21 protein-coding genes are annotated in these 24,162 nt (G+C 68.4%); 4 read left to right on the top strand and 17 right to left on the bottom strand.

The genetic code is table 11. From position 1 onward, the window contains the following. Positions 1–29 precede the first annotated feature (29 nt). From LAJ19_RS05525 to LAJ19_RS05570, 10 genes are all read right to left on the bottom strand, one after another. The gene (locus LAJ19_RS05525; RefSeq protein ID WP_225477372.1) at positions 30–2,819 is read right to left on the bottom strand and encodes a hypothetical protein; all 2,790 of its coding nucleotides are present in this window, start codon (positions 2,817–2,819) and stop codon (positions 30–32) included. A gap of 409 nt (positions 2,820–3,228) precedes the next feature. After that, complete coding sequence (gene galK, locus LAJ19_RS05530; RefSeq protein ID WP_225477373.1) at positions 3,229–4,284, bottom strand: galactokinase; 1,056 nt, start codon at positions 4,282–4,284, stop codon at positions 3,229–3,231. Further along, positions 4,281–5,393: a galactose-1-phosphate uridylyltransferase gene (gene galT, locus LAJ19_RS05535; RefSeq protein WP_225477374.1), complete on the bottom strand. Its 1,113-nt coding sequence runs from the start codon at positions 5,391–5,393 to the stop codon at positions 4,281–4,283. Before galT ends, galK begins: the two co-directional genes overlap by 4 nt. Then, a complete protein-coding gene (locus tag LAJ19_RS05540) occupies positions 5,390–6,889 on the bottom strand; it encodes a glycoside hydrolase family 36 protein (protein WP_225477376.1) in 1,500 nt (499 codons plus the stop codon). The genes galT and LAJ19_RS05540 overlap by 4 nt, the downstream gene beginning before the upstream one ends. Continuing rightward, positions 6,882–8,888, bottom strand: a complete 2,007-nt coding sequence (locus tag LAJ19_RS05545) for a beta-galactosidase (RefSeq protein WP_225477378.1) — start codon at positions 8,886–8,888, stop codon at positions 6,882–6,884. The genes LAJ19_RS05540 and LAJ19_RS05545 overlap by 8 nt, the downstream gene beginning before the upstream one ends. Positions 8,889–8,945: 57 nt before the next feature. Further along, complete coding sequence (locus tag LAJ19_RS05550; protein WP_225477380.1) at positions 8,946–9,815, bottom strand: carbohydrate ABC transporter permease; 870 nt, start codon at positions 9,813–9,815, stop codon at positions 8,946–8,948. Next, positions 9,812–10,720: a carbohydrate ABC transporter permease gene (locus LAJ19_RS05555; protein ID WP_225477382.1), complete on the bottom strand. Its 909-nt coding sequence runs from the start codon at positions 10,718–10,720 to the stop codon at positions 9,812–9,814. The genes LAJ19_RS05550 and LAJ19_RS05555 overlap by 4 nt, the downstream gene beginning before the upstream one ends. Positions 10,721–10,802: 82 nt before the next feature. Continuing rightward, entirely contained in the window at positions 10,803–12,074 is a 1,272-nt protein-coding gene (locus tag LAJ19_RS05560) for an ABC transporter substrate-binding protein (protein WP_225477384.1), read from the bottom strand. Between the two features lie 27 nt (positions 12,075–12,101). Continuing rightward, a complete protein-coding gene (locus LAJ19_RS05565; RefSeq protein WP_225477386.1) occupies positions 12,102–12,860 on the bottom strand; it encodes a DeoR/GlpR family DNA-binding transcription regulator in 759 nt (252 codons plus the stop codon). A gap of 159 nt (positions 12,861–13,019) precedes the next feature. Continuing rightward, positions 13,020–13,364 carry an FKBP-type peptidyl-prolyl cis-trans isomerase gene (locus LAJ19_RS05570; protein ID WP_225477388.1) on the bottom strand — a complete coding sequence of 115 codons (345 nt, stop codon included), beginning with the start codon at positions 13,362–13,364 and terminating at the stop codon, positions 13,020–13,022. Between the two features lie 161 nt (positions 13,365–13,525). Here LAJ19_RS05570 and lepB point away from each other — a divergent pair, with 161 nt between their 5' ends. From lepB to LAJ19_RS05585, 3 genes are all read left to right on the top strand, one after another. After that, complete coding sequence (gene lepB, locus LAJ19_RS05575; RefSeq protein ID WP_225477390.1) at positions 13,526–14,104, top strand: signal peptidase I; 579 nt, start codon at positions 13,526–13,528, stop codon at positions 14,102–14,104. A 69-nt stretch (positions 14,105–14,173) separates the two neighbouring features. Then, positions 14,174–14,689: a hypothetical protein gene (locus tag LAJ19_RS05580; RefSeq protein WP_225477392.1), complete on the top strand. Its 516-nt coding sequence runs from the start codon at positions 14,174–14,176 to the stop codon at positions 14,687–14,689. A 35-nt stretch (positions 14,690–14,724) separates the two neighbouring features. Further along, complete coding sequence (locus tag LAJ19_RS05585) at positions 14,725–15,408, top strand: DUF2259 domain-containing protein (protein WP_225477394.1); 684 nt, start codon at positions 14,725–14,727, stop codon at positions 15,406–15,408. Between the two features lie 43 nt (positions 15,409–15,451). Here LAJ19_RS05585 and LAJ19_RS05590 read toward each other — a convergent pair whose 3' ends face one another. The 6 genes from LAJ19_RS05590 to LAJ19_RS05615 form a co-directional block, all read right to left on the bottom strand. Further along, a complete protein-coding gene (locus LAJ19_RS05590; RefSeq protein WP_225477396.1) occupies positions 15,452–17,101 on the bottom strand; it encodes a VOC family protein in 1,650 nt (549 codons plus the stop codon). Between the two features lie 88 nt (positions 17,102–17,189). Next, a complete protein-coding gene (locus LAJ19_RS05595; protein ID WP_225477398.1) occupies positions 17,190–18,779 on the bottom strand; it encodes a hypothetical protein in 1,590 nt (529 codons plus the stop codon). Further along, entirely contained in the window at positions 18,776–19,054 is a 279-nt protein-coding gene (locus tag LAJ19_RS05600; protein WP_225477400.1) for a hypothetical protein, read from the bottom strand. The genes LAJ19_RS05595 and LAJ19_RS05600 overlap by 4 nt, the downstream gene beginning before the upstream one ends. Continuing rightward, complete coding sequence (locus LAJ19_RS05605) at positions 19,051–19,461, bottom strand: vWA domain-containing protein (RefSeq protein ID WP_225477401.1); 411 nt, start codon at positions 19,459–19,461, stop codon at positions 19,051–19,053. Before LAJ19_RS05605 ends, LAJ19_RS05600 begins: the two co-directional genes overlap by 4 nt. 27 nt (positions 19,462–19,488) lie before the next feature. Continuing rightward, positions 19,489–21,603: a transglycosylase domain-containing protein gene (locus LAJ19_RS05610; protein WP_225477403.1), complete on the bottom strand. Its 2,115-nt coding sequence runs from the start codon at positions 21,601–21,603 to the stop codon at positions 19,489–19,491. Positions 21,604–21,615: 12 nt separating this feature from the next. After that, positions 21,616–21,891, bottom strand: a complete 276-nt coding sequence (locus LAJ19_RS05615; protein ID WP_225477405.1) for a hypothetical protein — start codon at positions 21,889–21,891, stop codon at positions 21,616–21,618. Between the two features lie 155 nt (positions 21,892–22,046). On the opposite strand from LAJ19_RS05615, the gene LAJ19_RS05620 reads away from it, so the two are divergent. Then, entirely contained in the window at positions 22,047–23,261 is a 1,215-nt protein-coding gene (locus tag LAJ19_RS05620) for a cysteine desulfurase-like protein (protein WP_225477407.1), read from the top strand. A gap of 58 nt (positions 23,262–23,319) precedes the next feature. On the opposite strand, the gene pyrF is transcribed toward LAJ19_RS05620, so the two are convergent. Continuing rightward, positions 23,320–24,120 (bottom strand): orotidine-5'-phosphate decarboxylase, encoded by an 801-nt coding sequence (gene pyrF / locus LAJ19_RS05625; RefSeq protein ID WP_225477409.1) that lies wholly within the window; start codon positions 24,118–24,120, stop codon positions 23,320–23,322. Between the last annotated feature and the right edge of the window lie 42 nt (positions 24,121–24,162).

Below are 24,162 nucleotides of genomic sequence, written 5' to 3' on the forward strand. Positions count from 1 at the left end.
AACCTGTGACCTTCTGCTGTGAGGAGACGTTACTTAATCAGCGAGAGGTAAGACGCGGAGGAAGAACCGCCGTATTCAGAAGTGATCACCTGAGCACCGCCTTGATCATTGAGCACGGCTTTGGTAATGCTTCCCATGGTGATTCGGGTCGAGGTGGGAGTGACCGTGCTGATCTTGTACACAGAGGAGTAGTCGGCGCCCCACAGGATCGTGGGATCTGCCAGGTCGAAGCCGATGAGACTTCCTGTCGTTACATTGTTGAACCTGGTGACTGAATTGTCTGCGTTAAGGCGTGCCAGGAGACCACCGCTGCTGAACCAGAGCGTACCGTCACCAGCAACGGCTGCGGAGGAGGTATTGCTACTCTTCACCAGATCAAGCTTGGTGATTGTGCCACTCCCTGTGTCGATCTTCAGGGCGTCTCCGGAGTACCCTCCGAGGTAAATGAGCGTTTTTCCATCGTTACTCAGAATGAGCGAACTGTCATAAGAGCTGTAACCATAATTCGCCGTCGAGTCCATGGTGACGATGACTCCCGTCTCAGGGGTCCAGGTCTTGAGGCTGGTGGTCGTACCCGCACTGGTACTGGTCGTCTGAACAAACCAGACACGACCCTGGCTGTCTGTTCTGTTGGTCATGGTTGGCGTCGAACTGAAAGCCACAGGGGGCAGCTGGGTCATGGTGCCGTCATCAGCAATCAGGGTCGGTGCCTTCCCGGCATCCTGAGGGAAGACCACCACGCCGCCAGTGGTACTGATCAGCTGAGGCGAGTAGTAACCGCTTGCCACTGACGCACTGGCCGCAGCTTGCGCCGTCCCCGTGAAGCGGGTAACCGTGTACTTGTAGGACGACAGGGAACTGTCGTAGACCCCTTCCGTTACTGCCCAGATTCCGCCCGTGGCCTTTACCGGATTGCTGATCGATGTTCCCAGACTCAGTCGCGCCGGACGTACCGAGAGCGTGGTCTCCTGTCCGTAGCTGTATGCGCTTTGGTCCGGGCTGGTCACCTTGATTGTCGAATCGCCCAGCACCGCGTCGGCAGCAGCCGTCAGGGTAATGCTGGTTGAGGTGGTACTTCCCGGGGTCACCGTCACCGTCCGCGGCGCGGCCGACACCCCTGCGGGAAGACCCGTCACGTTCAAGGTGGTCGTGCCGTTGAAGCCGTTGTCCGTGCTCACGTCGACCTTCAGCGCGGCGGTTCCCCCCTGGTAGACGGTTGGCCCCCCGTAATACCCTGACACGTTGACGTTGACCGTAGGCGCGAGAACCTTCAGGGTCGCGGTGGTCGACGCTGTCACGGCGCCGCCATCTGCGGTCAGGGTGATGGGATACGACCCTGGTTTAGCACTAGCGTCTGCCTTGAAGGAGAGTGAGGAGTAAGAATACCCGGAGACTTGCTGAGTGACCGGAGTCACGGTCACGCCCTCCGGGAGGTTGGTTGCCGAGAAGGTGACGGGGCCACTGAACGATCCGATGGTGTTGGCACACACGGTGATCGCGCCGGTGGTATTGGGATACAGCCCCAGATCACTGGGATAACACGCGGACAGGCTCAAGCCGGGCCGGGTGATATTCAGCATTCCACTGCCACCGCCCACCTGGACGCCAGCCGCGTCTTTCACGAGCACGTTGAAGGACCCTGAGAGGTTGGCCTGGCCGCTGTACTTGAAGGTCAGGTTCGTATCGAGCCGCTGGGGGTTGACGCCCAACCTCGTGAGGTACTTGCTGACCGCCTGATCCTTCACGTTCTGTGCACTAAGAGGCGACAGAGACAGGCTGGACGGTTCCACCGTCAGCCCTGGAACATCTGTGCTGAGGCTCACCTGACCGGAGTAGCCTCCAATCTGGTACAGCATGGCCGGCACGGTCACGCTGGCGTCGGAGGTGATATCCACACTCCGGTCAAGAGTGACGAAAACCTGCTGCTCGTAGGGCACGCCCTTCAGTGCCGAGCGGGCATCACTGCTCAGGGTCTTGTACGTCGCGCCCGCTTCGGAAGCGACGTACTCAACGGCATTCCAGCCGGCCCTTAATGTCAGGTCCATGATGACCTTTAACGATGAGCCGTCATAGAACGAGCATTGCACCGTCCCCTTGACGGTCGCTGCTGAATCGCTGTATATGCGGGCAACACTGCTGTCTGTCAGCGTCCCACCTGAAATGATCTGCTCGGTCACCTCTCCCAGCAGGTCGTTTTTGGCACTGAGAACCTCCACGCTGGCGAAGAGGGCGACATTAGGCACTGCCGTTTGTGTGCCCGTAAAAACACAGCTGTTATAGGAGGGGGAGGGGAGAAGTGGGCTCAGGGCCCTGACATCCGGCGCCTTCGTCAGGGGCAGGTTCAGGGTATTGCCGAGCACTGTTCCTACATTGTTGGTGTCATAGCCAGTGTAGTGGTCGTAAATCATGGCCTGCGTTCCACCCGCTGGCAGCCCGCTCAGAGTTCCCTGAATGCGGTTGCTCTGCACGGCGCTGCCAGCCAGGGCCTTGTATTCCAGCGTGATGGTCTTGCTGGCATCCAGGGTGATCGTCTGCGTAGCGGGGGCCGTAAAGTCGCTGATGTTGCCCGGTTCGACTTTCAGCACGGTGCCCGCTGTAAGGTCGCCGAAGGTTTTTCCGCTGCTGAGGGGGCCATCGTTCAAGACCGTATTCGTGCTGGTGTTGGTGACCTTGACCGGGGCGCTGCTCACACCAGTGAGGTTGACGGTCAGACCCAGGCGGGCAGGCGCGGTGGGCGGTGTGGGTGTGGGGGTCTGAGGACAGGCGGTGAGGAGGGCAGTCAGGCCAATCATGGCTGCCGGGAGGCGCAGGCTCTTCATATGCGCTCAGAATTCTAATGGGTCATAATTGACCCTGCTGACGATTTGAGCGCCAGCAGGTGTGCCCCCATTCTATGAAACTCGTACTGCTGGGGACGGAACTGGGCCCAGGGTGTAGAGGCCATGCCTGCCCGCCTCGGTTCTCCTGTGGTATGAGGCTGGCCCTCGTAGTACAGAAGCGTCGGATGACACCCTGAACGGAAATCAGGTGGCGCCCTGTTGACCTCTTCGGATCGTGGCGCGGCCGGCCTGTTTTCAGCTGCTTAGGTTGCTGCCGGCTTGAGTGTGGGGGCGCGGCCCACCACTCTATGCCTGACGGGCTGAGTCTGTGCCAGCCAGGCCAAACAGTGATGTCCTTGAAATTCCTTTATAAGAGGGACGCTTAGGAGTGGTGCCAAAGCTTCCCTGATCAGGGAACGACCTGGGTGCCTTGTTCGCTGTATTGCGCGAGCACAGTCTGGGCAACGGCGGAGGCCTGCCCCTCGCGCACCAGGGCAACGACCGCACCACCAAAGCCGGCCCCCGTCATGCGGGCACCGAAGACCTCCGGGTGGGCCTGAAGCAGCGCCACGAGTTCATCCACGCGCTCGTGGCTGACCTGGTAGTCGTCGCGGAGGCTGGCGTGGCTGGCGTTCATCAGGGTACCGAAGCGCGCGGCGTCCACGCCGGGTTCCAGGGCGGCGAGCACGCGGCCGTTCTCGGTGACCACGTGGCGGGCGCGTTCTCGCAGGACGGGAGGGAGCGTCTCGACAGCCGTGGGGTCGGTGACGTCCCGGAGTTGCGGCACACCGAGCAGGCGTGAGGCTTCTTCAACCTGGGCGCGGCGTTCGTTGTACCCGGATTCTGCGAGGCGGCGGGGCACGCCCGAGTCGATCACGAGGATTTCTGCACCCTGTGGGAAGGGCACGGCGCGGCGTTCCAGGCTGCGCGTGTCGATGAGCAGCATGGTGCGGGTGTCGGCCAGTGAGCTGGCCATCTGGTCCATGACGCCGCACATGACGCCCACGAACTCGTGTTCCACCTGAACGCCCCGCAGGGCAAGGGCCACATCATCGAGGTCCAGGCTGTTCAGCTGCCGCAGGGCGCGGAGGGTGGCGACTTCCAGCGCGGCGCTGCTGCTGAGCCCGCCACTGGGTACGTCGCTGGTGATGAAGGCGTTCAGGCCCTCCTGCACGCCGCTGAGAGCGAAGCAGCCGGTGAGGTAGGGGGCGAAACCCTCGCCAACCTCGCCGACCGGGATGCGGAGCGTCTGGTTCAGGTTGGCCGAATGCAGCACGTGCTCACTGGTGCCGTTGCGCCCCAGGTTCACCGTGGCCTGCTGGGGAATGGCGGTGGGCAGGACAAAGCCGCCCTGATAGTCCGTGTGCTCGCCAAGGAGGTTCACGCGGCCCGGCGCGGAGGCCGTCACGGCCGGCGGTGCGCCGAAGACAGCGGCGTACGATGGGCCGGTGGTGTCGGCGCTCACAGGCCGTCTCCGGCGCCACCCGGCACGGCGCGCAGTTCCTGCGCTGCCACTTCCGGGAATTTGTCGTTGGCGAACTCTCCGGCGCCCTGTTCTGTGCCGGCGAGGTACTTCATGCGGCCCGGCGCGCGCAGGTACGGGTAGATCTCGATGTGCAGCGGAAAGGACGGGTGCGGGGCGTCAACGGGAGCCTGGTGTACGGTCATCAGGTACGGCATGCGCACGCCGAACAGACCGTCGAGGCGCAGCAGGGCGTCTTTCAGGACCCGGGCGAGGCTCAGGCGTTCCTCGTCCGACAGTTCCGACAGGAGGCTGGCGGGCCGGGCGGGCAGCACCCAGGTCTCGTAGGTGTACCGCGCAAACGGGGGGACGACACTGAGGGCCTGCCCGTCGTCGTGGATGATGCGTGCGCTGCTGGCGCGTTCCTCCTGCACGAAGTCCGCCAGCCACGGTCGGCCGTGCTGCGCCTGGTAGGCGTCCATCTGCGCCGTGGCGCGCGCCGCGACGGGTGGGACGTGATCGTACGCGTAGATCTGCCCGTGCGGGTGGTGCAGGGTCACGCCGACCTCCACCCCGCGGTTCTCGAAGGGCAGCACACTCTGAATGCGGCCGGTCCCGGCGAGGCGGGTGGTGCGGTCGGCCCAGACGGCCAGCAGCAGGCTGACCTGCTCGTCGGTCAGGTCGCTCAGGCGGCCGCGGGCGTCCTGGCTGAACACCACCACTTCACATGCGCCCACCCCGGCGCGCGTGCCGGCAGGTCCGGCGCCCGGGTCGGGGGCGGCCAGCGTGAGGCTGGGAAAGCGGTTGTCGAACACGGCAATGTCGTAGTTGCCGCGCGGCAGTTCGGTGGGATGCTCGGGGTCACGGGTGGGGGCAAGCGGGTTGTACTCAGGGGGCGGCAGGAACGTGCGGCCCATGCGGTGCGCGGCGTACATGACCCACTCGCCGCGCACGGGGTGCCAGCGCATCAGGGGCCGGGCATCGACCGGGTCAGGGCTGGGGCTGGGGATGTCACTGTCTACCCGGATGGGGTTCAGGCCGTACAGCGTGAGGTTGCGCCCGTCGGGCTTCACGAAATCGGCGGTGTGGTATTCGGTGAGCGTGGTGGTCATGCGTGACCCTCCTGGGCACGCCCCGGCCGGAATCCGTGTGCGGGAATACCGTCTTGCGGGGTGTCGGTCAGGTTAAACGTTCCCCTCGTGAAGTGGGTAACAGCGTTCCCTAACGATTGGGCCAGGGTGGCCGGCCGGTCCGGGCGGCTGAGCGTCAGGCAGCGGCGCAGTAACGTCAGCCCCTCAGGGTCCAGCAGCCTGATCGGGTCGCTGCTGGCGCGCAGACCCCCGATGACGTCCAGCATGCCGGCGATCGCCTCACGTTCCGTGGCGTTCAGGAGGCTCAGTTCACGCCGGCAGATCGCCACGTCCGGGTCCGGCTGGTACCAGGTGTGCTGGTACCAGCGGCTCAGGGCGGTGTGCAGGGCGTTGCGGGCGCTCGGTCCAGTGGCGTCGCCCAGCCACACCCGGCGGGAGTCCTCATCCCAGATGGGGGCCACGTCCGGGCCGGTGCGCATGGCGTCGACCACGCCGGTACTCTGCGCCAGTGGTGCGCCGCACCCCAGAATGAACGCGTCCTCGCCCACGCCCTCCCGGAACGCTTCGATCCCCCGGCGGTACGCTTCGGCCCGCCCGGCGTGTGGGTCGTGGCGCACGCCGGGGAGGGCCGCGCCGTACAGGAAGTCGATTTTCAGGTACGTGTACCCCCAGCTGCGCACGGTGCGGCCCAGCTCCCGCAGCCACGCCAGAACGTCCGGGTGCGTGGTGTCCAGCGCGTGGTACGGCCCGCCCCAGTTGTGGCCCACGGGCAGCGGCTCGCCGTCCTGGCCGCGCAGCATCCAGTCGCGGTGCTCGGCGAACAGTGCCGAGCGGGGTGACACCAGGAACGGGGCGAGCCACAGGCCCGCAGTGAACCCCAGTTCCGCCAGCCGGGCTGGCAGTTCCCGGGCGTGCCCGCCGAAGTGAGCGCTCGGCTCAAGCCAGTCCCCCAGTTCAGCCTGGAAACCGTCATCGAGCTGAAACACGTCGAACGGCAGGTCCTGCTCGCGGGCGAGCCGGGCGTTGTCCAGCATGGCGTCCAGGGTCACGTCCCGGTAGTAGGAGTACCACGAGCACCACACGCGCAGCGGCGCTGGCGTGCGCGCCTGCATGGCGGCGCCCAGCTCAGCTGCGCGCGTTTCGAGAGTAGCGGTCACGTCCTGCGTGGCCTCCCAGGTCACAGGCACCGGTGGGCCTTCGAGCGTGCAGGTCACGCGCACGTGGTCAGCCTGGGCTGTCGCCTCCCACTGCGCGAAGGTGAGGGGCGCCTCGCCCACGCTGCCCACCCAGCCGCTGCCATCGGCGCGCACCAGGGCCAGCACGGTGTGGCTGCGCCATACGCCTGCCCGGCCGCTGGGCGGAAAAGACGGATCGTGGCCCTGTTCCGTCCGCCACGCCTGCTGAGGCGCAGCCTGCACGTCCGTGAGCGGGCGCAGTTCCGCCTCACTCCACGACTGAAAGCCGCTGATCAGGACCCGCAGCGTGCCGGGGTTCTCCTGCACCGTCCATTCAAACACTGGCTTCCTCCATCACCTGGTAACTCACGGGAGGCAGCCGCCGCCCGTTCCAGTCCGTGGGTTCCGGGTTCCAGTTCTGCACCAGCACCCGGCCGGCGCGGCGTGACACCCGCACGCCTTCCGGCAGGGGCGTGACCGGCACGCCGGCTGCGGTGAGCACGTCCGTGAGGACCGCGCTGATCAGGGGGGCGCTGTGCGCGCCGATCACCGTGACGCGGCCGTGACGGATCACGGCCGGCTGACCGTCCAGGGGGCCGCCCGCATAGTGTGCCAGGGCCTGCGCGCCGTTCAGGCGGTAGCTTTCCGCCCAGAAGGTCGCGTCGAACGTCCCCAGGAGGCCTGTGACTGGCTGCGTCAGCGTGGGGCGCAGGCTGTCGTACTGGTGGAGCCGGGCGCCCACGAGGTCGCTGAGCGGACCGAACTGCCCGTCGTCCCAGGTGGCGCCGCCCGGCGTGCGGAAGGCGGTGCGGGGCCCGCAGATCAGCGGCGTGCCGGCCTGCACGGCGTGGGTCCAGTGGGCGGCGCGTCCGGCGCTGACCAGGGTGATGGCCGGGGCGACCACCACGGCGTACCCGCTCAGGTCCGTGTCGGCGTGCACGACGTCCACGTCCACGCCCAGTGAGCGCAGCGCCATGTAGTACGTGACGGTCTGCGCCCAGTAGCTCAGGCCGGCGGCATGTTTCTGCTGGTCGTACAGCCACAGACTTTCGTAATCGTGCAGCAGCGCCACGCGTGCACGTATGGGACCGGCGGGGAACAGCGTCTGGTCAAGTGCCTGCACCTCGGCGTGGCCCCGGTCCGGCGTTTCGTCGTGGCGAAGCAGGCCGGAGTGCATGACCTCCTGGGCCATGGTGGCGGCGCGCCAGCGGAAGTAGCTCACGACGTCCGCGCCGTGCGCCCAGGCCTGCGCGGTCCACAAGCTCACGGCGCCGTCGGCGGGCAGCGGGTTGTACGGCGCCCAGTTCACCTGCCCGCACTGCTGCTCCATCACCCAGAAGCCGTTCGGGGTGCCGGCGCCTTCGCGGCCCAGACCGTCCTGGCCGCGCATGAGGCCGCGGTACACGTCATGGTTGAACGCCACGAGGTCCGGGTGGCCGGTCCGCGCGTAGTGCGTCTTGAGGGCCTCGTCCACGCCCGGCGGCGCGAAGAACTCCAGCATGCCGGTCGGGTAGTTGTCCCAGGTGGCGAAATCCAGGCCCCGCGCCACGTCGTAGTGATCGAACCCCGACTCGAAGATCATGAAGTTGTGCGTAATGAAGCGTCGGGGCGACAGTTCGCGCAGGAGGGCCACCTGTTCCGCCTGGAACTCCGCGATCATGGCCGACGCGAAGCGCGCGTAGTCCAGCACGTGCGACGGGTTCACTTCCGTGACGGTCAGGACCGGCGGACGAATCTGGGACCAGTCGGTGTACTCCATGCTCCAGAAGACGTTGCCCCACGCGTGGTTCAGCGCGTCCAGCGTGCCGTAGCGCGCTTCGAGCCACGCGGGGAAACGCTCGGCGCTTGCGCCGCCGTAGCTGCGGCTGGTGGCGTGACAGCCGAACTCGTTGTCCGTCTGCCAGCCGGCCACGGCCGGGTGCTGCCCGTAGCGTTCCGCCATGGCGCGCGTGATCCGCCGTGAATGCTCCCGGTACACCGGGGACGCGAAATCGTAGTGCCGGCGGGACCCGAATTCCCGGACCCGGCCGTGCTCATCGAACGCCAGGATGTCCGGGTGCGCGCGGATCAGCCATGCGGGCGGTGTGGGGGTGGGCGTGCACATCACCACGCGCAGGCCCTGGGCGTGGTAGGCGTCCACCGCTTCGTCCAGCCACGCCCAGTTGAAGTCACCGGGGCGGGGTTCCAGGCGGCTCCAGGCGAACTCGGCCACGCGCACGAAGTGCAGGCCCAGCTCGCGCTGCTGCCGGGCGTACGGCGCCCAGCGGTCGGGTGGCACGTGCTCCGGGTAGTCGCAGGTGCCCAGAAGAAGATGAGGAGGAACGGTGTCAGCGTGGGTCATGGGAGTGGTCCTTCCAGAGAGAAACGGAAACGCGTGGGGCGGGGTGGGTGCGCCGGGTCAGTCCTTCACGGCGCCGCCCGCGATGCCCGCCACGAAGTGACGCTGCAGGGCCAGGAACAGCGCCAGGAACGGCACGGTGGCAATCGCGGTGCCCACCATGATGCCGCCCCACGACACGCGCGTCAGGCCCACCAGGGTGCCCAGCGCGACGGGCATGGTGTAACTGTCTTTCTGCGTCAGCACGATCAGCGGCCACAGGTAGTCATTCCAGGACGCCAGGAACAGCAGGATGGCCAGGGCCGCCAGGGCAGGCCGGACGATGGGCAGCGCAATCTGCCAGTAGATGCGCCACTCGCTGGCTCCGTCAATGCGCGCGGCGTTCAGCAGGTCGGTGGGCACCGTCAGGAACGCCTGACGCATGTAGAAGATGCCGATGGTGTTCGCCAGGGTGGGCAGAATGACCGCCCAGTAGGTGTTCGACATCTTCAGGTCGCGCGCCACCAGGATGAACTGCGGAATGATCGTCACGAACGTCGGGATGGTCAGCGTCGCCAGGATCAGGCCGAACAGGACGTTCTTCCCGGGAAACTCGAACTTCGCGAAGGCGTACCCGCCCATGCTGGTCAGCAGCATGCTCAAGACCGTGTACATCGTGGCGATCACGGTGCTGTTCAGCAGGGCCCGCAGGAAGTTCGTGTCGGCCTGCAGCCCGCGGAAGTTCTCTGCGAACGCCCCGCCGAACCACAGGGGCGGGTTAGGGCTGAAGATGGCGGTTTCCGGGTGCGTGCTGAACACCAGCATCATCCACAGGGGCGCCAGGAACACCAGGGCCAGGGGAATGAGCAGGACGTGCAGCCACGTGGCCGAGATGCGGTCACGCGCCTTGCGGCTGCGCTGCGGAGCGGTCCTCTGCGGTGCGGTGGTCATTCGTCCCTCCCGAACAGGCGCAGCTGCACCACGCTGAAGATTGCGGCGATGGCCGCCACGGTGTACGCGATGGCGCTGGCGTACCCGAAGTTGAACGACCGGAAGCCCTGCTGGTACAGGTACGTGCCGAGCGTCATGGTGGCGTTCCCCGGGCCGCTGTTCGTGATCAGCGCCGGTTCCGTGAACAGCTGCAGCGTACCGATCACGCTGAGCACGAGGCAGAACAGCAGGCTGGGGCGCAGCAGCGGCAGCGTGATCTTCCAGAACTGCTGCCAGGGTGTGGCGCCGTCAATGGAGGCCGCTTCGTACACATCCTCGCTGATGCCCTGCAGGCCCGCCAGCAGAATGATCGCGTTGTACCCCGTCCAGCGCCAGGTCATGGCGAGAATCAGGACGGTCATGGCGGGTCCCGACTGGTTCAGCCAGTCCACGGCGGGCAGGCCGAGGCTGGTCAGGGCGCGGTTCACAATGCCGAAATCCGTGTTGAACAGAAGCCGGAACACCGCCGAGTACGCCACAGTCCCCACCACCAGCGGCGCGAAGAACGCGAAGCGGAACCAGCCGGCGGCGCGCAGCAGGCGGCTGTTCAGCGCCACGGCGAGCGCCGTGGCGAGCGACAGCATGAGCGGCACCTGCACCAGCAGGATCACCAGGGTGTTGCGCAGCGCGGTGCGGAAGAACTCGTCGCTGATCAGGCGCGACCAGTTGGCCATGCCGTAGGGCGCGGCGGCCCCGAGGCGCGAATCCTTGAAACTCATCAGGAAGGAACTCACGATCGGCCAGGCCCAGAAGGCCAGGAAGATCAGCAGGTACGGCAGGATGAACAGGTAGGGCGCTTTGGGCAGGCGCGCCCACCAGCCCGCCTTGGCGGGCCGCGTCACGGCGGGTCGGGGGGCTGTGGTCATGAACACCTCGCACACGGGGGCCGGGCGGGCGAGAGGCGCGGTGTGCGCCCTCCGCCCGCCCGTTGGCTCTGGGAGCTGAACCTTACTTCGCGACCGGCAGGCCCGTGGCGCTGCTGATCTTCCTGGCGGCGTCGTCCAGGGCTTCCTTGGCGGTCTTGTACTTGCCCTTCACGAAGTCGGCCTGCACGACGATCATCACCTGGCGGGCGTCCTGGAAGTACTGCGTGCCGCGCGCCTGGGGCACGTCACCGAGCGTGTCGAGGATGGTTTTCCAGATCTTCTGGTTGCCCCAGTAGGCCTGGCCCTGGTTCACGTAGGGGTCTTTCGTGGCGCTCAGCAGGCTGGGCACCAGCCCCTGGGACTTGAGCATGGTGACCTGACCGTTGCTGGTGGCGAGGGCGTTTTCCAGGAAGGCGTACGCCGCGGCCTGGTTCTTGCTGGCGCTGGGGATGGCCAGGGCGCTGCCGCCCAGGTTGCTGGCGCGCACGCCGCCGGCCCTGCTGGCGGGCATCTGGTACACCCCCCACTTGCCCTTCTGGTCGGGGGCGTTGGTGCGGATGGTGCCTTCGTACCACGCGCCGAACATGGCGCTGGCGGTGCGGCCGGCCTTGAACGACGTGATCTGCCCGCCCCAGTCGCCGGTGGCCACGACCTGCGCGGCGAGCAGTTTCTTGACGGTGTTCAGGGCGTCGACGCAGCCGGGTTTGTTGACGGTGACATTCGCGGCGTCATTGTCGAAGTAGAAGCAGCCGTTCTGGTTGGCAAGCATGCGGAACCACTCGTCGTCCTGACCGTTGGCGATGACGCCCAGCTTGACCTTGCCGCCGAACTTGGCGTTCATTTTCTTGCCGGCCGCGATGAAGTCGTCCCAGGTCTTGATGGCGGTGGGGTTCACGCCGGCCTGCTGGTACAGGTCGCGGCGGTAGAACATCACGACGGGGCCGGAATCCCAGGGCATCGCGAAGCGTTTGCCGTTCGCGGTGAGTTCCGTCCACTTGAACGCGGGGAAGTTCCTGATGAGCTTGTCTGCGCCTTTGGTGTTCAGGTCGACGAAGCAGTCAGGGAAGCGCGCCCAGAACACCTCGGCCTCGTTGTTCTCGATGGAGTACACGTCGGGCATGTCCACGCCGCCGGCGGCGCAGCCGGCGAGGCCGCGGTCGTACACGTTCTGGTTGCCCAGGTCCACGACGTTCACCTTCACGTTCGGGTACTTCTTGTTGAAGCTGGGAACGGTGCTTTCCAGGGCCTTGGCGGCGGCGTCCCAGGACCAGACGGTGACGGTGCCGGACAGGCTGGACTGCGCGGAGGCCGTGGTGGCGAGGACCAGTGCGGACAGCAGGGCAAATTTTTTCATGATTCCTCCAGGGAACGTGGGGGTGGCTCAGGCGAGGATCAGGTCCAGGACAGCGTCACGCAGGGCGGCTGAGGGCTGGGTGCCGCCACGGTCGGTGACGAGGGTGGTGACGCGGCGGGTGGGGGCGATGTGCGCGCGGCTGATCTGCCCCAGCTTGCTGTGGTCCGCCACGACGACCACCTCGCGGGCCTGTTCAACCATCAGGCGTTTGATCTCGGCTTCCTCGTGGTTGGCGTTCGTGACGCCGTGCTCGGCGTGCACACCGTTACAGCCCAGAATCAGACGGTCGGCGTGAATGCGGCGCAGGATGTCCAGGGCGTACGGGCTGATCAGCGAGTGCTGCAGGGGCCTCAGGGTGCCGCCGGTCACGATGACGCGCACGCCGGACAGACGCTCAAGTTCCAGGGCGATGTTCAGACCGTTGGTGACCACGGTGACGCCCTGCAGGGTGGGGGAGAGGGCGCGGGCGACTTCGGTGGTGGTGCTTCCTACGTCCAGGAAGACAGTTTCCCCGTCGCGGACCAGGGCGGCGGCGGCGCGGCCGATGCGGCGTTTGGCCGCGCTGTGTTCCAGGCGCGTTTCCTCGATGGGGGATTCGCGGCGGATGTCCAGGGGCAGGCGGACGCTGCCGCGGGTGCGGCGGACCTGTCCGGCGTCCACCAGGACTTTCAGGTCGCTGCGGACGGTGACTTCCGAAACGCCCAGAAGTTTCGAAAGTTCTGTGACGGGTAATTCTCCGTGCTGCTGGACCAATGAGAGAATCTCGCTTCTGCGTGCTTCAACCAAGGCGGCCCCCGATGAGTGAGTTTCGTTACTTTCAAAGTTTATGTTGTGAGCGCAAAGCTGTCAACGGGCTCAACCGTGGAAGCACGCTGAAAGGTGTGCCACACATCAGCGCGGGCACACCGAACAGGGTGTGCCCGCGCAACTTACGAAAGCTGAAGCTCAGCGCACGTCCACGAGTTCCACGTCGAAGATCAGGGTGGCGCCGCCGGGAATCACCCCGGGCACGCCCGCCGCGCCGTACCCCAGGTGGGCAGGAACCGTGAGTTTCGCCTTATCCCCCACCCGGAGCTGCGCGATGCCCTGATCCCACCCCTGAATCACGTACCCCACGCCCAGCGGAAACTCGATGGGCTCCCCACGGTCACGGCTGCTGTCGAACTTCTGTCCATTCTCCAGGGTCCCCGTGTAATGCACGCGGACCATCCGGCCTGCCTCGGCCTGCTCCCCTGTGCCCTCATGGTACTTCTCGACCTTCAAACCGTCCGTCATGCCTTCAGCCGTCATGCGCGACAGGGTACCGGTTTTTCCCAGGCAAGTGCGAGCGTTACTGAAGTGACCCTAAAGACAGTGAAAAGGAACGGCGTTCTGCTGGGACGATCCTCAAGGGCCCGCCACGCCCGGTGCGCGCCACACCCGGCGCCCTCACTGCGCTACCCTCGGCGCCTGTGACCACGCCGCCCCCTTCCCCTGATTCCAGCTGGCGTGCCTGGCTGCTGGGCGGCCTGCTGCCCGTCTACCTGCTGACCACGTTCGGCTGTACCCTGGCCCGCGTGGACGGCGACTCCATGAACCCCACCCTGCGCAGCGGGGACGTGCTGCTGCTGCTCAAGTACCCCCGGTGGCTGCGCGCCTGGCGCCTGGGAGGCCCGTTCCCCAGACGGGGGGACCTGCTGATCTTCAAGGCGCCTGCAGACAGTCCCTACGCCTTCGAGAGGGTGTACGGCGTGCGGCACCGGCAGTACAACGTCAAGCGCGTGCTTGGCCTGCCGGGCGACCGCATCGCCATTCAGGGCGGGCAGGTGCAGGTCAACGGCCGCGTCATCGCAGAGTCGTACGCCAGCGAAGGGTTCCTGGACGATCAGGTGGCCCTGACCGTTCCCGCCGGCAAGGTGTGGGTTCTTGGCGATAACCGCCGCATCGGGGAGAGTCTCGACAGCCGCGCCTACGGCCCGGTCAGCCTGAGAGACGCCGCCGGGCCTGCCGACCTGCGCCTGTGGCCGAAGCCGGGATTGATTGCGCGCTGACCGGAGCGCCGCGGTTCCGTTCACGCAACGGCCGTGGCGCACTCACACTCGCCTGATACGGTGCCCGTCATGACGTTTGTCCGACCCCAGGTTCTTCTGGCCGCCGCAGTGCTTGCGGGCGGCCTGAGCAGCGCGCAGACTCTCGTGAAGTTCAGCGATCCGAAACTGCCTTTCAGCGTCAGCCTTCCCAAAGGCTGGCTGGGTGCCGACTTCGGTGACGGCACCAAGGGCGTCTCGCTGGTTTCGGCCAAGGCGCCGCCCGCGACCTTGATGCGCCTGCTGTTCGTGGACAAGGCCGGAGGAAAGCCGACACCCGAAACGGAATTCAAGAAATTCGAGGCCGGCATCAAGGGCACCGGAGCCGCTGTGAAGCAGACCGCGAGCCGCACGGTGAACTACGGCGGCCTGAGCGGTGTGGAGCGCAGCTACACCCTCGTGCATCCCAAAGGCCAGCTCAAGATGCGCGTCTGGTACGGTGTGGGTGCCCGGAACCTGTACTCGTTTCAGCTCACGGACGCCCCCGCCCGGTTCGCCCAGGCCAGCGCCACCTTCGACAAGGTGCTCGCCAGCCTCAAGTTCAAATAGCGCACCTGCTGGCCGCCGGGGAGTACGGTGCAGGTATGCCCCGACTTCTTCTGCTGTGGCTTGCCCTGACCGGCAGCGCCCTGGCCAACGACCGTCTCCCCGTGACCCAGGTGCGCTTCTCCGCCAGTGGGGAGCGTGTGCTGGCGGTCACTCAGGGCGCACGTGACGGCAGTGGGTTCGGGACCGCTCAGGTCACGGTCCTCAGCACCACGTCAAGCCGCGTGACCTTTCAGGCCCAGCGCACCGCTGACCAGGCCCCGGGCCATGTCCTGACGGACCTGCTCGCGGCGCCAGCCACCCGCGCCGCCCTGTCTGGTCTGGCGGGCCGCCCGCTCAGCCGGCCCCGGTATCAACGGGTGTACAGCGTTTCCTTCCCCCGCTGGAGTGACGCCACGCCGCCCGGCCAGACGCAGGTCACGCCGGTTGCGCTGTGGTCCCGCGCTGTCCCGGTGCGCCTGCACGTGGTGCCGTTGCCGTCGGACTGCTCGCCAGAACTGCTGCCCCCTGGGGAGCGCCCGGCTGGATTCATCCTGAGCGTGAACGGACAGGAGGTGTGGCGCGACCGGGCCCTGCCGTCCGGGCGGGCCTGCGCGGCCCGGTACACCCTGGAGCGGGTGGACGTGCAGGGCAACCGGGTGCTGGTCACGGTGCGCGCCTACGGGCCTGGCTTCGAGGGCCCGGATGCCACCGCCCTCTTCGTGGCCGTCACCCTGAAGTGACACCGGGGGCACCCCATTGTGGGTGCCCCCGGTGCAGGTGGGCTCAGACCTGGGCGGCCACCTGCTGCATCAGGATGCGGGCAACGTCCAGTTCGTCCTTGTTGATGGTGTGGCCCAGACCGGGAATCACGCGGGCGTCGACGGCCGCGCCGCGCGCCTGCAACTGCGCGGCGGTCTCCTGAAACCGGGCCAGGGGAATGTGACTGTCCTGAGGGTCCACCCCCATGAACACGGCCGTGCCGTCAAAGCGGCTGGCCTGGTCCAGGGTGATCAGGCCGCCACTGAACGCCACCACCGCGGCGGGTTTATGTTCGGCGCGGCTGGCGTACTCCAGGGCAAGGCACGCGCCCTGACTGAACCCGCCCAGCACCACCCGGCTGGCCGGGATGCCCTGCGCGGCCAGCTGCGCCATGACGGCGTCCACGGCGCCCAGCGCGCGGTCCAGGTGCGGCTGGTTCTGCCCGACCGGCGCCAGGAACGACAGCGGGTACCAGGTGTTCCCCGGCGCCTGCGGAGCGAGGTACGCGAACGCGCTGAGGTTGAGGTCACGTTCCAGGCTGAGGATGTCCGGCGCCGTGCCGCCCCGCCCGTGCAGCAGGACCACCGCCACGCGCGCCTGATCCAGCGCGCGCCCCGCGGCGTACACCTGCACGCCTTCCGGCTGGGGCTGCGGCGTGGCCGGCGCGGCGCTCAGGTCCCGCTGTCCGATTGTCACGCCGTACTCGCGGTTGAGAATGCGCGGCACGTGCGCCTCGATGGTGGCCCGCCGGGACTCGAACCACGCGGGGAGTTTCAGGTGCATGCCCAGTTCGGCAACGGGTTCATCGTCGGGGAAGCCGGGGGCGTCCGTGGCGATCTCGAACAGCACGCCGTTCGGTTCCCGGAAGTAGATGGAGTGAAAGTACTGCCGGTCCTGCACGGGCGTGGGGCGGTACCCGGCGGCGGTGAGGGACGTCATGTACGCTTCCTGCTCCGCGTCGTCACGGGTGCGCAGCGCCACGTGGTGGATGCTGCCGGCCCCGAAATGCCCGCGGCCCTGGCCTGGGCGTTCCACGGCGTCCACGAACAGCCCGACGCCGCTGCCGCTGCCCTGAAAGCGGGTGCGCTGGCCTTCGGAGTCACGTTCGGTGCCGAGTTCGGTGAACCCCAGCTGCCCGACCAGCAGGTCCCGCACGGCGGTTGTGTCGCGCACCCAGGCGGTCACGGAGTGAAACCCACGCAGTTCGTGCCCGGCCGGCACGGGGGAGGCGGGCCAGGGCTGCACGGGCTGGCCGTTCTCGAAGATCAGTTCCACCCAGGTGCCGTCCGGGTCGTCGAAGGTCAGCGTAGTCTGCCCGAACCGGGTGGTTTCAGTGACGCTCAGGCCGTGTTCGGCGAGCCGGGCGCGCCAGTAGGCTTCGGAGCCGGCGGGGGCGCTGTAGGCCGTGGCGACGACCTCACCGTTGCCGCGCTGGCCGCGTTGGGCGCCGGGCCACGGGAAATGGGTCATGATCGTGCCGGGCTGGCCGGTGTGGTCGCCGTAGTAGAAGTGGTACGTGCCGGGGTCGTCGAAGTTCACGGTGACCTTCACGAGCCGCTGGCCGAGCACCTGGGTGTAGAAGTCGAGGTTGCGTTGGGGGTCGCTGGCCATCACCGTGACGTGGTGCAGGCCCTGGACGGGGCTGGTCCCGGGAGCGGGGGTGAAGAAGGTCATGCTCCAATTATTACTTAATATTGAACTATTAATTGACAATCAGAACACAAAAAATGATGGAGGGGCAGTGCCATCACCCCCCAGCTCTTCAGCCCAGCAGGCCCCGCAACCCGCCCCGCCGCACCGGGAACCGCGCCGCCTGCACCTGCGCCGCGAACTCCTCCAGCGTCTCGTGCAGCGCCCGCGCCTCACGCACCAGCGCGCCCGTCACGGCCTGCACCTGCTGGTCCCGCTCCTGCTCCCAGTGCCCCAGCACCCGCTCGTTCAGCCGCGCGTGATCCGGGCTCGTCACGTCCCGCGGCGGCGCCAGCCGGTCCCGCGCCGCTTCCAGGTACGTGACGAGGTCTGTGGCGCGCGCCACCTCCTGCCACGCCCCACCTGCCTTGAGCACCGAGACGCGCGCCGTGAGCCGCTCGCGCTCCAGCACCCCGCGCGCCCGCTCCCGCCCCTGAATCAGGGCCGCGCCCGCCGCCATGCTCACCAGGGCCAGCGTGAACACCAGCAGCGACCAGTGCTCCGGCGCACTCCGCTCCTCCGGCGCGGCACTCAGGTCCGTAAGCTGACCCTGCTGCGCGGCGTTGGCGGCGATCTCCTGCGTGGTCCGCAGGATGCCGTCCCAGTTCAGGTACCCTTCCACACCCAGGTACAGCAAGGTGACCAGCACGATCCCTGTCACGTACGACGCCGGGCGGCTCATGCCGGGCGTGCTGCCCGCGAGTTTCGCGCGGTAGGACAGTTCATCCACCAGCCACAGCAGCAGCACGCTGAACATCACGCCCGCCGTCAGGGCGATCAGGGTCAGGTACAGCCGGGACTCCGGGTTGAACAGCAGATTGATGCTCACCCCGCTGATCAGGCCTACGAAGAACTTGCTGAACACCGCGAATGCGTTGAACACCCGTTTGCTGCCGCTCTTCTGCTCGGGCGGCCGCACCGCGTGCCCTTCAGCCGCCAGCTGCGCCACCGCCTGCTGCGTGTAGAAATCCTCGGCTGTGATGGTATCGGGCCGGACGCCCGCCCGCGCCAGCGCCTCGAACCGCTGGGCGCGCGCCTGCTCGATCGCCTCGGTCGCCTGCTCGTAGGCGCGTTCCACGCCGCTGCTCGCCGCGTTCATGAAGCTCAGGTGCTCCTGCTGCCGCGCCCATGAGGTCCGGACGCCCACGCCGGTTTCGGCCAGCACGCGGTTCAGGGTGGTGCGCGCCAGCTCGAAGTTCACGCGGTACTGCTCGACGTTCAGTCGCAGCAGCCGCGACCGGGACGTCAGGGCCGCGCGCGCCGACTCGTCCTTCACCAGCTGAAGCTCGCCGCGCAGGTCATCGAGCAGCTCCCCGAAGTGGTGCGGCGTCAGCACCGGCATGAACGCCTCGGCCACCAGAGGGCCGGGTTTCGGCAGGGCCGGCTCATAGACCCGCGGATCAAACTCTTCTGCGTCCACACCCGTCATCCCTGCGGTCTGGGCGGCGGTTGCCGGCGCCGCCTCTCCCGCTGCCGGGAAGGGCGGCACGATCACCTGCTGCGGGCCGACGCGGTTATCCTCACCGGCGAATTCCATGTTCACGGTGCCCAGGTCCGGGCCGCTGAGCGTCACCCGGGACAGGGGCCGCAGGTCGTCGGTGTGGCCCTCCTGGCTGATCACCCCGGCCAGCGGCGCAGGCTCGTGCGGCTCACGCCCGCTCACCTGCGGGCCGCCTTCACGAGGTTCGCGAAAGACGGGTACACGTTCGACAGATCATACGCGCCGGCCAGCAGCACCCGTTTCTCCGCCGCGCTCGCGCCCAGCGCCTTGACAAAGCTGTCCCGGATGGACACCCCACCAGCGCCTGCCTCCGGGCTGAGGCCCGCGACGAACAGCAGCCGCGTGTCCTGCGCGCCCAGGTACCCTTTCACCACGCCCCCGATCCCAGCGCGCTTCGGGTCGTCGAGCAGCGCGCCGTCCGTGAACAGGACCGTCACGTCACCCACCCGGGGCGTCTGCCCCCACGTCTGGCCGCCAGCGCCAGCCCCGCCGTGATGGCGCTCCCCTTCCCTGCGCAGGGTTTCGTGAGGGCTGTGGTGTAACGCAGGATGTCCGCCCGGGCGAGGCGCGCGCCGTTCTTCGACTGAAAGCGGAAATCCGCCACGGTCTGCACGCCGTCACAGATGCGCAGCAGCGTAACGGTGTCCCCGGACCTCAGCTGGTTGAACAGGACACTCTGCGACAGCAGCCGTGCCTGATCCGCGTACCGGAATGCGGGATTCTTGCTGCTGCCGGTCATGTCCACCGCCACGGTCAGGTGCAGCGGTGGCGTGGACAGCCCCAGCAGGGTCGAGGCGCTCAGCGGCGCGGGTAGCAGGGCGGACAGAAGGGCAGGCACAGTCATAGGCAGGGACATGGTCACCTCGGAAGTTCAGGGCGGGGAAGGCGCCGGATTGCGGGGGTTCAGGCCGGCCAGCGGCACGGCCACCCCCCCGACGCGGGTGATGCCGGGCGGTACCGCCAGGCTGCTCCGGTCATGCGGCAGGTCGCGCAGCAGCGCCACCTCACGGCATGCGGTCTGATCACGGTACAGGTTCACGGGCACGCTCTGCCGGCCGTCCGGGTCACCGATCCACACCGCCATCGCGTACTGCGGCGTCACGGCCGCGCACCACGTGTCGTTCACGTCGTCGGTGGTGCCGGATTTGGCGCCGAGCGGCACGGCCCTGCCGGTCAGGCGCTGCCACGCCGTGGGGCGCAGAAACGGCACGTGACCGGCGTTCGAGGTCACGGCCCCAGTCAGCAGGTCGAAGGTCTCGAAGGCCACCACCTCGTCCCACAGCGGCGCGCACCCTGGGCGGGGCAGAGCCAGCGGCCGCCCGGACCGGTCGTACACCTCGGCGAGCAGATGCGGACGGCACAGCTGACCGCCGTTGGCGAAACTCGCGTACGCCGCCGCCACGCCCAGCGGCGCGGCGCGGTACGTGCCCAGCGACACGCTGGACGTGTTGTCCGGGTCCTGACGGTACCCGGCGCGGTCCAGCGTGCGGCGCAGCGCCCCCTCGCGGGGGGTGCCCACCTGCACCGCCACGGTGTTCAGGCTGCGGGCGTTCGCCTCGCGCAGCGTGACCGCCCGGTTCAGGAAGGTCCCGGAACTGTTGCCGATCGCCTGCCCGGCGTAGCGGGTTACCTCGTCACGGAAAGTGCTCAGCTGCGTCACGCCGTCCCCGAACGCCAGCGCGTAGAGCAGCGGCTTGACGGTGCTGGCCACCGGCCGCAGCGCGGACGCGGCCCACTGCCGCCCCGCCTCACTGCTCTGCGCGCCGCCTGTGCTGCTGGCCAGTGCCACAATCCCGCCGCCCCGCACGTCCACGATCGCGGCGCCCTCCGCGACGCCCGGCGGGCGCGGTCCCGTCCTCCCTTCGCCCGTCACGCGCCGCGTGAGGGCCGCCTGCGCCTGCGCGTCCACGGTCAGCACCACGCGCCCCACCCGTTTCGGGTCCAGCCCTGCCTGCCGCAGCTCGCGGCGCACCAGTTCCTGCATGGCCCACACGGGTTCCGGTTCGTTCATGTACGCCGGGTTGCGTGCCGCGGACACCACCCGCAGGTCCGCGCCGCTTCCGGCGTAGGTCACCCGCCACAGCCTGGGCTGCAGCGGCGTCGCGGCCGCCTCGGCGTGCGCTGAGGGGCTGATCAGCCCGTGCGAGCGCAGGATGTTCAGCGTCACGAGCTGCTGGGTGCGCATCCAGCGGAAGCGCGCGGTCGCCTGCTCCGGCGCGGTGTCCTCCGACACCAGGTAGCGGCCCGGAGCGGGCAGCAGCCCCACCAGAAACGCACTCTGCGCCAGCGTCAGGTCTGCGGGTTCCACCCCGAACACCGCGCGCGACGCGTCGTACACGCCCTTGCGCTGCCCAATCCCGATCCAGGGGAGGCTGTTCACGCTCATGGCGAGCACCTCCCGCCGCCCGTACCGCCACGTGACCAGCGGGGCCAGCACGAATTCCGTCGCCTTGCGGGCCACGGTCAGCAGCGGGCCGCGCCGGTCCGTGTCGTAATCAAAGTGCCCGGCCAGCACGCTGTTCTTCAGCAGCTGCATGGTGATCGTGCTGCCCCCCGCGCCGCTCAGGACCGCGCGCGGCAACCGGCCCAGGTCCACCCCGGCGTGCGAGAAGAACCGCACGTCCTCCTTGGCCACGTACGCCAGCAGGAACGGCTCGCTCACGCCCGACAGCGGCACGCTCAGCGATTCCCGGCACGGCACGGCGTTCACGGCGTTGCCCTCCCGGCAGTGATCGATGACGCCCAGCGGCCCGCCCCGCCGGTCCTGCACCTCAATGGGCAGCAGTTCCGACCGCAGGTTCCACACCCGCCCCAGCGCGCCCGTGCTCACGGCGCCCGCCACGCCCAGCCCGATCGTGCCCAGCGTCAGGGCGCCCACCCCGGCCAGGGCGGCCCTCAGGGCGCGCCGCAGCGTCCAGGGCGCCGGCTGCCGCACGAACGGCGTGCGCGGCCAGGGGTTCTGCCACCTGCGCAGCAGTGTCCTCACCCTCCGGGTCACTCAGCGCACCACGTCCAGCACGCCCGCGCCCGCCGACCGGAACTGCCAGTCCCGCGCCACCGAGTTCCACAGGCCCGACAGGCCCACCAGCAGCACCAGCAGCGCCCCCAGCCCCGCCAGGGCCGATACGGCCCCCGCCCATGACGACCGGGGCGCGCGTGGCCGCGGCGTTCCGCCGGACGCCCGCTCGCGGCGCAGCTTCGGGACGGCCGGCGCGGGCCGCGGCGTGGCCGGCAGTCCCGACGAGTAGGGCCGGGGCTTACGCACGAAACTCATGGCCGCAGCATAGGGGAGAGGCATGAGGGACACATCACACGAAAGAACGATCAGGCGGGCGTTCATGTTCCCGCCCCCGGCGGCGATCCCTCCTATCTGCACAGGCAGTTCCGCGTGCCGGGACACCCCCCGTGCCTTCGGCCTACACTCGGCGCATGACCACCGCCGCCCGCACCCCCCTGCCCGCCCAGGCTGACCTGCGCGCCCAGTTCCCGCAACTTCAGAATGGCCGCTCCTACCTTGACAACGCCGCCGGCGGCTTGATTCCCACACGCGCCATTCAGGCGGTCACCGACCACCTCACCCGCTACGGCGCCACGAACTCCATGCCCGGACACCGTCCCGGCGCGGAGATCCTGGCTCTCAAGCACCGCGCCCGCGAAGCGACGGCCCTCTTCCTGAACGCCCAGCCGGAGGACGTGGCCCTCGCGCAGAGCACCACCGCCCTCACCTTCCGCCTCGCCGCCGCCTTCAGCCGCCTGTGGGGCGAGGGCGACGAGGTGATTCTCAGCGGCCTGGAGCACGAAAGCAACGCCAGCCCCTGGCGGGAGCTGGAGCGCCAGGGGGTCACCGTGAAGGTCTGGCACGCCCGGCAGCCCGACATGACCCTGCACCCCGACGACCTCGCCGCACTCCTCACGCCCCGCACGCGGCTGGTGGCCGTGACCGCTGCCAGCAACGCCCTGGGCGTCAGCCCGGACATCCGCGCGATCACGGCGCAGGTCCGCGCGGCGGGCGCGTGGAGCATCGTGGACGCCGTGCACGCCGCACCTCACGCCTTTCCCGACGTGCAGAGCTGGGGTGCGGACTTCCTGACGTTCAGCCCGTATAAAGTCTGGGCGCCGCACCTGGGCGCCCTGTGGATCCGCCCCGACCTGCGGGCCACCCTGGCGTGGCCCCGCCTGGAGTTCGTGCCGCAGGGGGACATCACCGGCATCGAACACGGCACGCCGCAGTTCGAACTGCTCGCCGGGTGGCTCGGCACCCTGGACTACCTGCGGGAGCTGGGCGGTCACGCGGACCTGACCCGCGCGGCCCTCGAAGCGGCGTCCGCCCACATTCAGGCGCTCGAGGCGCCGGTCATGGAGCGGCTCGTGAACGGCCTGCTGGCCCATGATCTCGTCACGGTGTACGGCCCTCAGAGCATGCAGGGCCGCATCGGGACCGTCGCCTTCCGCGTGGGTGGCGAAACGCCCGAACAGACCGCGCTGCGCCTCACCGCGCAGGGCGTGGACGTCGCCGCCGGGCACTTCTACGCCGTGCAGCCCCTCAAGGATCTGGGCCTGTACCCGCTGGGCGTGGTGCGCGCCAGCATTGCGCACTACACCAGCCTGGACGACATAGACCGGATGCTGGGTCTCCTCGGCTGAGCCGGCCGGAGCCATAAGGTCCGGTGGAGGGACACCCCTCCACCGGACCTCACGCCGTTTAATTCAGCGCGCTGTTCAGCTCGTCCCGGAACGACCGCGCAGCAGCCACACTGGCCGGAACGCTCAGCCCCTGCGCGTACTGAACGCCGCGGCTGGCACTTGCCAGCGCACCCGTTCCGCCGGCCGCAAACGCCGGCGCGAGCTGCGCGGCCGTGGCCCCCTGCGCGCCCAGCCCCGGCAGCAGGAGCAGCGCGCGCGGCATCCGCACCCGGAACGCCGCGAGGTCCCCCGGGTGCGTGGCCCCCACCACCGCCCCCACGCTGCCGTACTCCCCGTCCTCCTGCGCGTTCAGGCGGGTGACCTCATCCGCCACGCGTTCACTGATGCCGCCCCCCTGCAGGTCCCCCTGCCCCGGGTTGCTGGTCTTCACCAGCACGAACACCGCGCCGCCATTGGCGCGGGCGGCCTCCACGAACGGCGTGAGGGTCTCGAAGCCCAGAAACGGGTTCACGGTCAGCGCCGCGCCCGCGTGCCGGCCCGTCAGCCAGCCCTGCGCGTAGGCCTGCGCGGTGCTGCCGATGTCCCCACGTTTGGCGTCGAGCAGCACCGGCACGCCCAGCGTGCGGGCGGCGGCGCACACCTCCTCGAGAATGCGCAGCCCGTCCAGCCCCAGCGCCTCATAGAACGCCAGCTGCGGTTTCACGCACGCCGCGAAGGGCGCCGTCGCCTCCAGCACCTCCAGCGTGTGGCTGCGCAGGTGCTCTGCGTCCCGGTATGCGTCCAGGCGGGGATCCAGGCCCACGCACAGGCGGGTCTGGTGGGTTCGGGTGCGGTCGGTCACGGCCTGCGCAAACGTCATCGGGCTCAACGCTAACACGCGCCCCCACCCGCCCGGCGCGGT

The sequence above is a fragment of the Deinococcus taeanensis genome, assembly GCF_020229735.1.
Classification (GTDB): domain Bacteria; phylum Deinococcota; class Deinococci; order Deinococcales; family Deinococcaceae; genus Deinococcus; species Deinococcus taeanensis.

What these genes read in the sequence shown, in the direction of transcription:
- LAJ19_RS05525 (WP_225477372.1), bottom strand. Translation starts at nt 2,819, where the DNA reads ATGAAGAGCCTGCGCCTCCCGGCAGCCATGATTGGCCTGACTGCCCTC.
- galT (WP_225477374.1), bottom strand. Translation starts at nt 5,393, where the DNA reads ATGACCACCACGCTCACCGAATACCACACCGCCGATTTCGTGAAGCCC.
- LAJ19_RS05545 (WP_225477378.1), bottom strand. Translation starts at nt 8,888, where the DNA reads ATGACCCACGCTGACACCGTTCCTCCTCATCTTCTTCTGGGCACCTGC.
- LAJ19_RS05550 (WP_225477380.1), bottom strand. Translation starts at nt 9,815, where the DNA reads ATGACCACCGCACCGCAGAGGACCGCTCCGCAGCGCAGCCGCAAGGCG.
- LAJ19_RS05555 (WP_225477382.1), bottom strand. Translation starts at nt 10,720, where the DNA reads ATGACCACAGCCCCCCGACCCGCCGTGACGCGGCCCGCCAAGGCGGGC.
- LAJ19_RS05560 (WP_225477384.1), bottom strand. Translation starts at nt 12,074, where the DNA reads ATGAAAAAATTTGCCCTGCTGTCCGCACTGGTCCTCGCCACCACGGCC.
- LAJ19_RS05570 (WP_225477388.1), bottom strand. Translation starts at nt 13,364, where the DNA reads ATGACGGCTGAAGGCATGACGGACGGTTTGAAGGTCGAGAAGTACCAT.
- LAJ19_RS05580 (WP_225477392.1), top strand. Translation starts at nt 14,174, where the DNA reads ATGACGTTTGTCCGACCCCAGGTTCTTCTGGCCGCCGCAGTGCTTGCG.
- LAJ19_RS05585 (WP_225477394.1), top strand. Translation starts at nt 14,725, where the DNA reads ATGCCCCGACTTCTTCTGCTGTGGCTTGCCCTGACCGGCAGCGCCCTG.
- LAJ19_RS05590 (WP_225477396.1), bottom strand. Translation starts at nt 17,101, where the DNA reads ATGACCTTCTTCACCCCCGCTCCCGGGACCAGCCCCGTCCAGGGCCTG.
- LAJ19_RS05605 (WP_225477401.1), bottom strand. Translation starts at nt 19,461, where the DNA reads ATGACTGTGCCTGCCCTTCTGTCCGCCCTGCTACCCGCGCCGCTGAGC.
- LAJ19_RS05615 (WP_225477405.1), bottom strand. Translation starts at nt 21,891, where the DNA reads ATGAGTTTCGTGCGTAAGCCCCGGCCCTACTCGTCGGGACTGCCGGCC.
- LAJ19_RS05620 (WP_225477407.1), top strand. Translation starts at nt 22,047, where the DNA reads ATGACCACCGCCGCCCGCACCCCCCTGCCCGCCCAGGCTGACCTGCGC.
- pyrF (WP_225477409.1), bottom strand. Translation starts at nt 24,120, where the DNA reads ATGACGTTTGCGCAGGCCGTGACCGACCGCACCCGAACCCACCAGACC.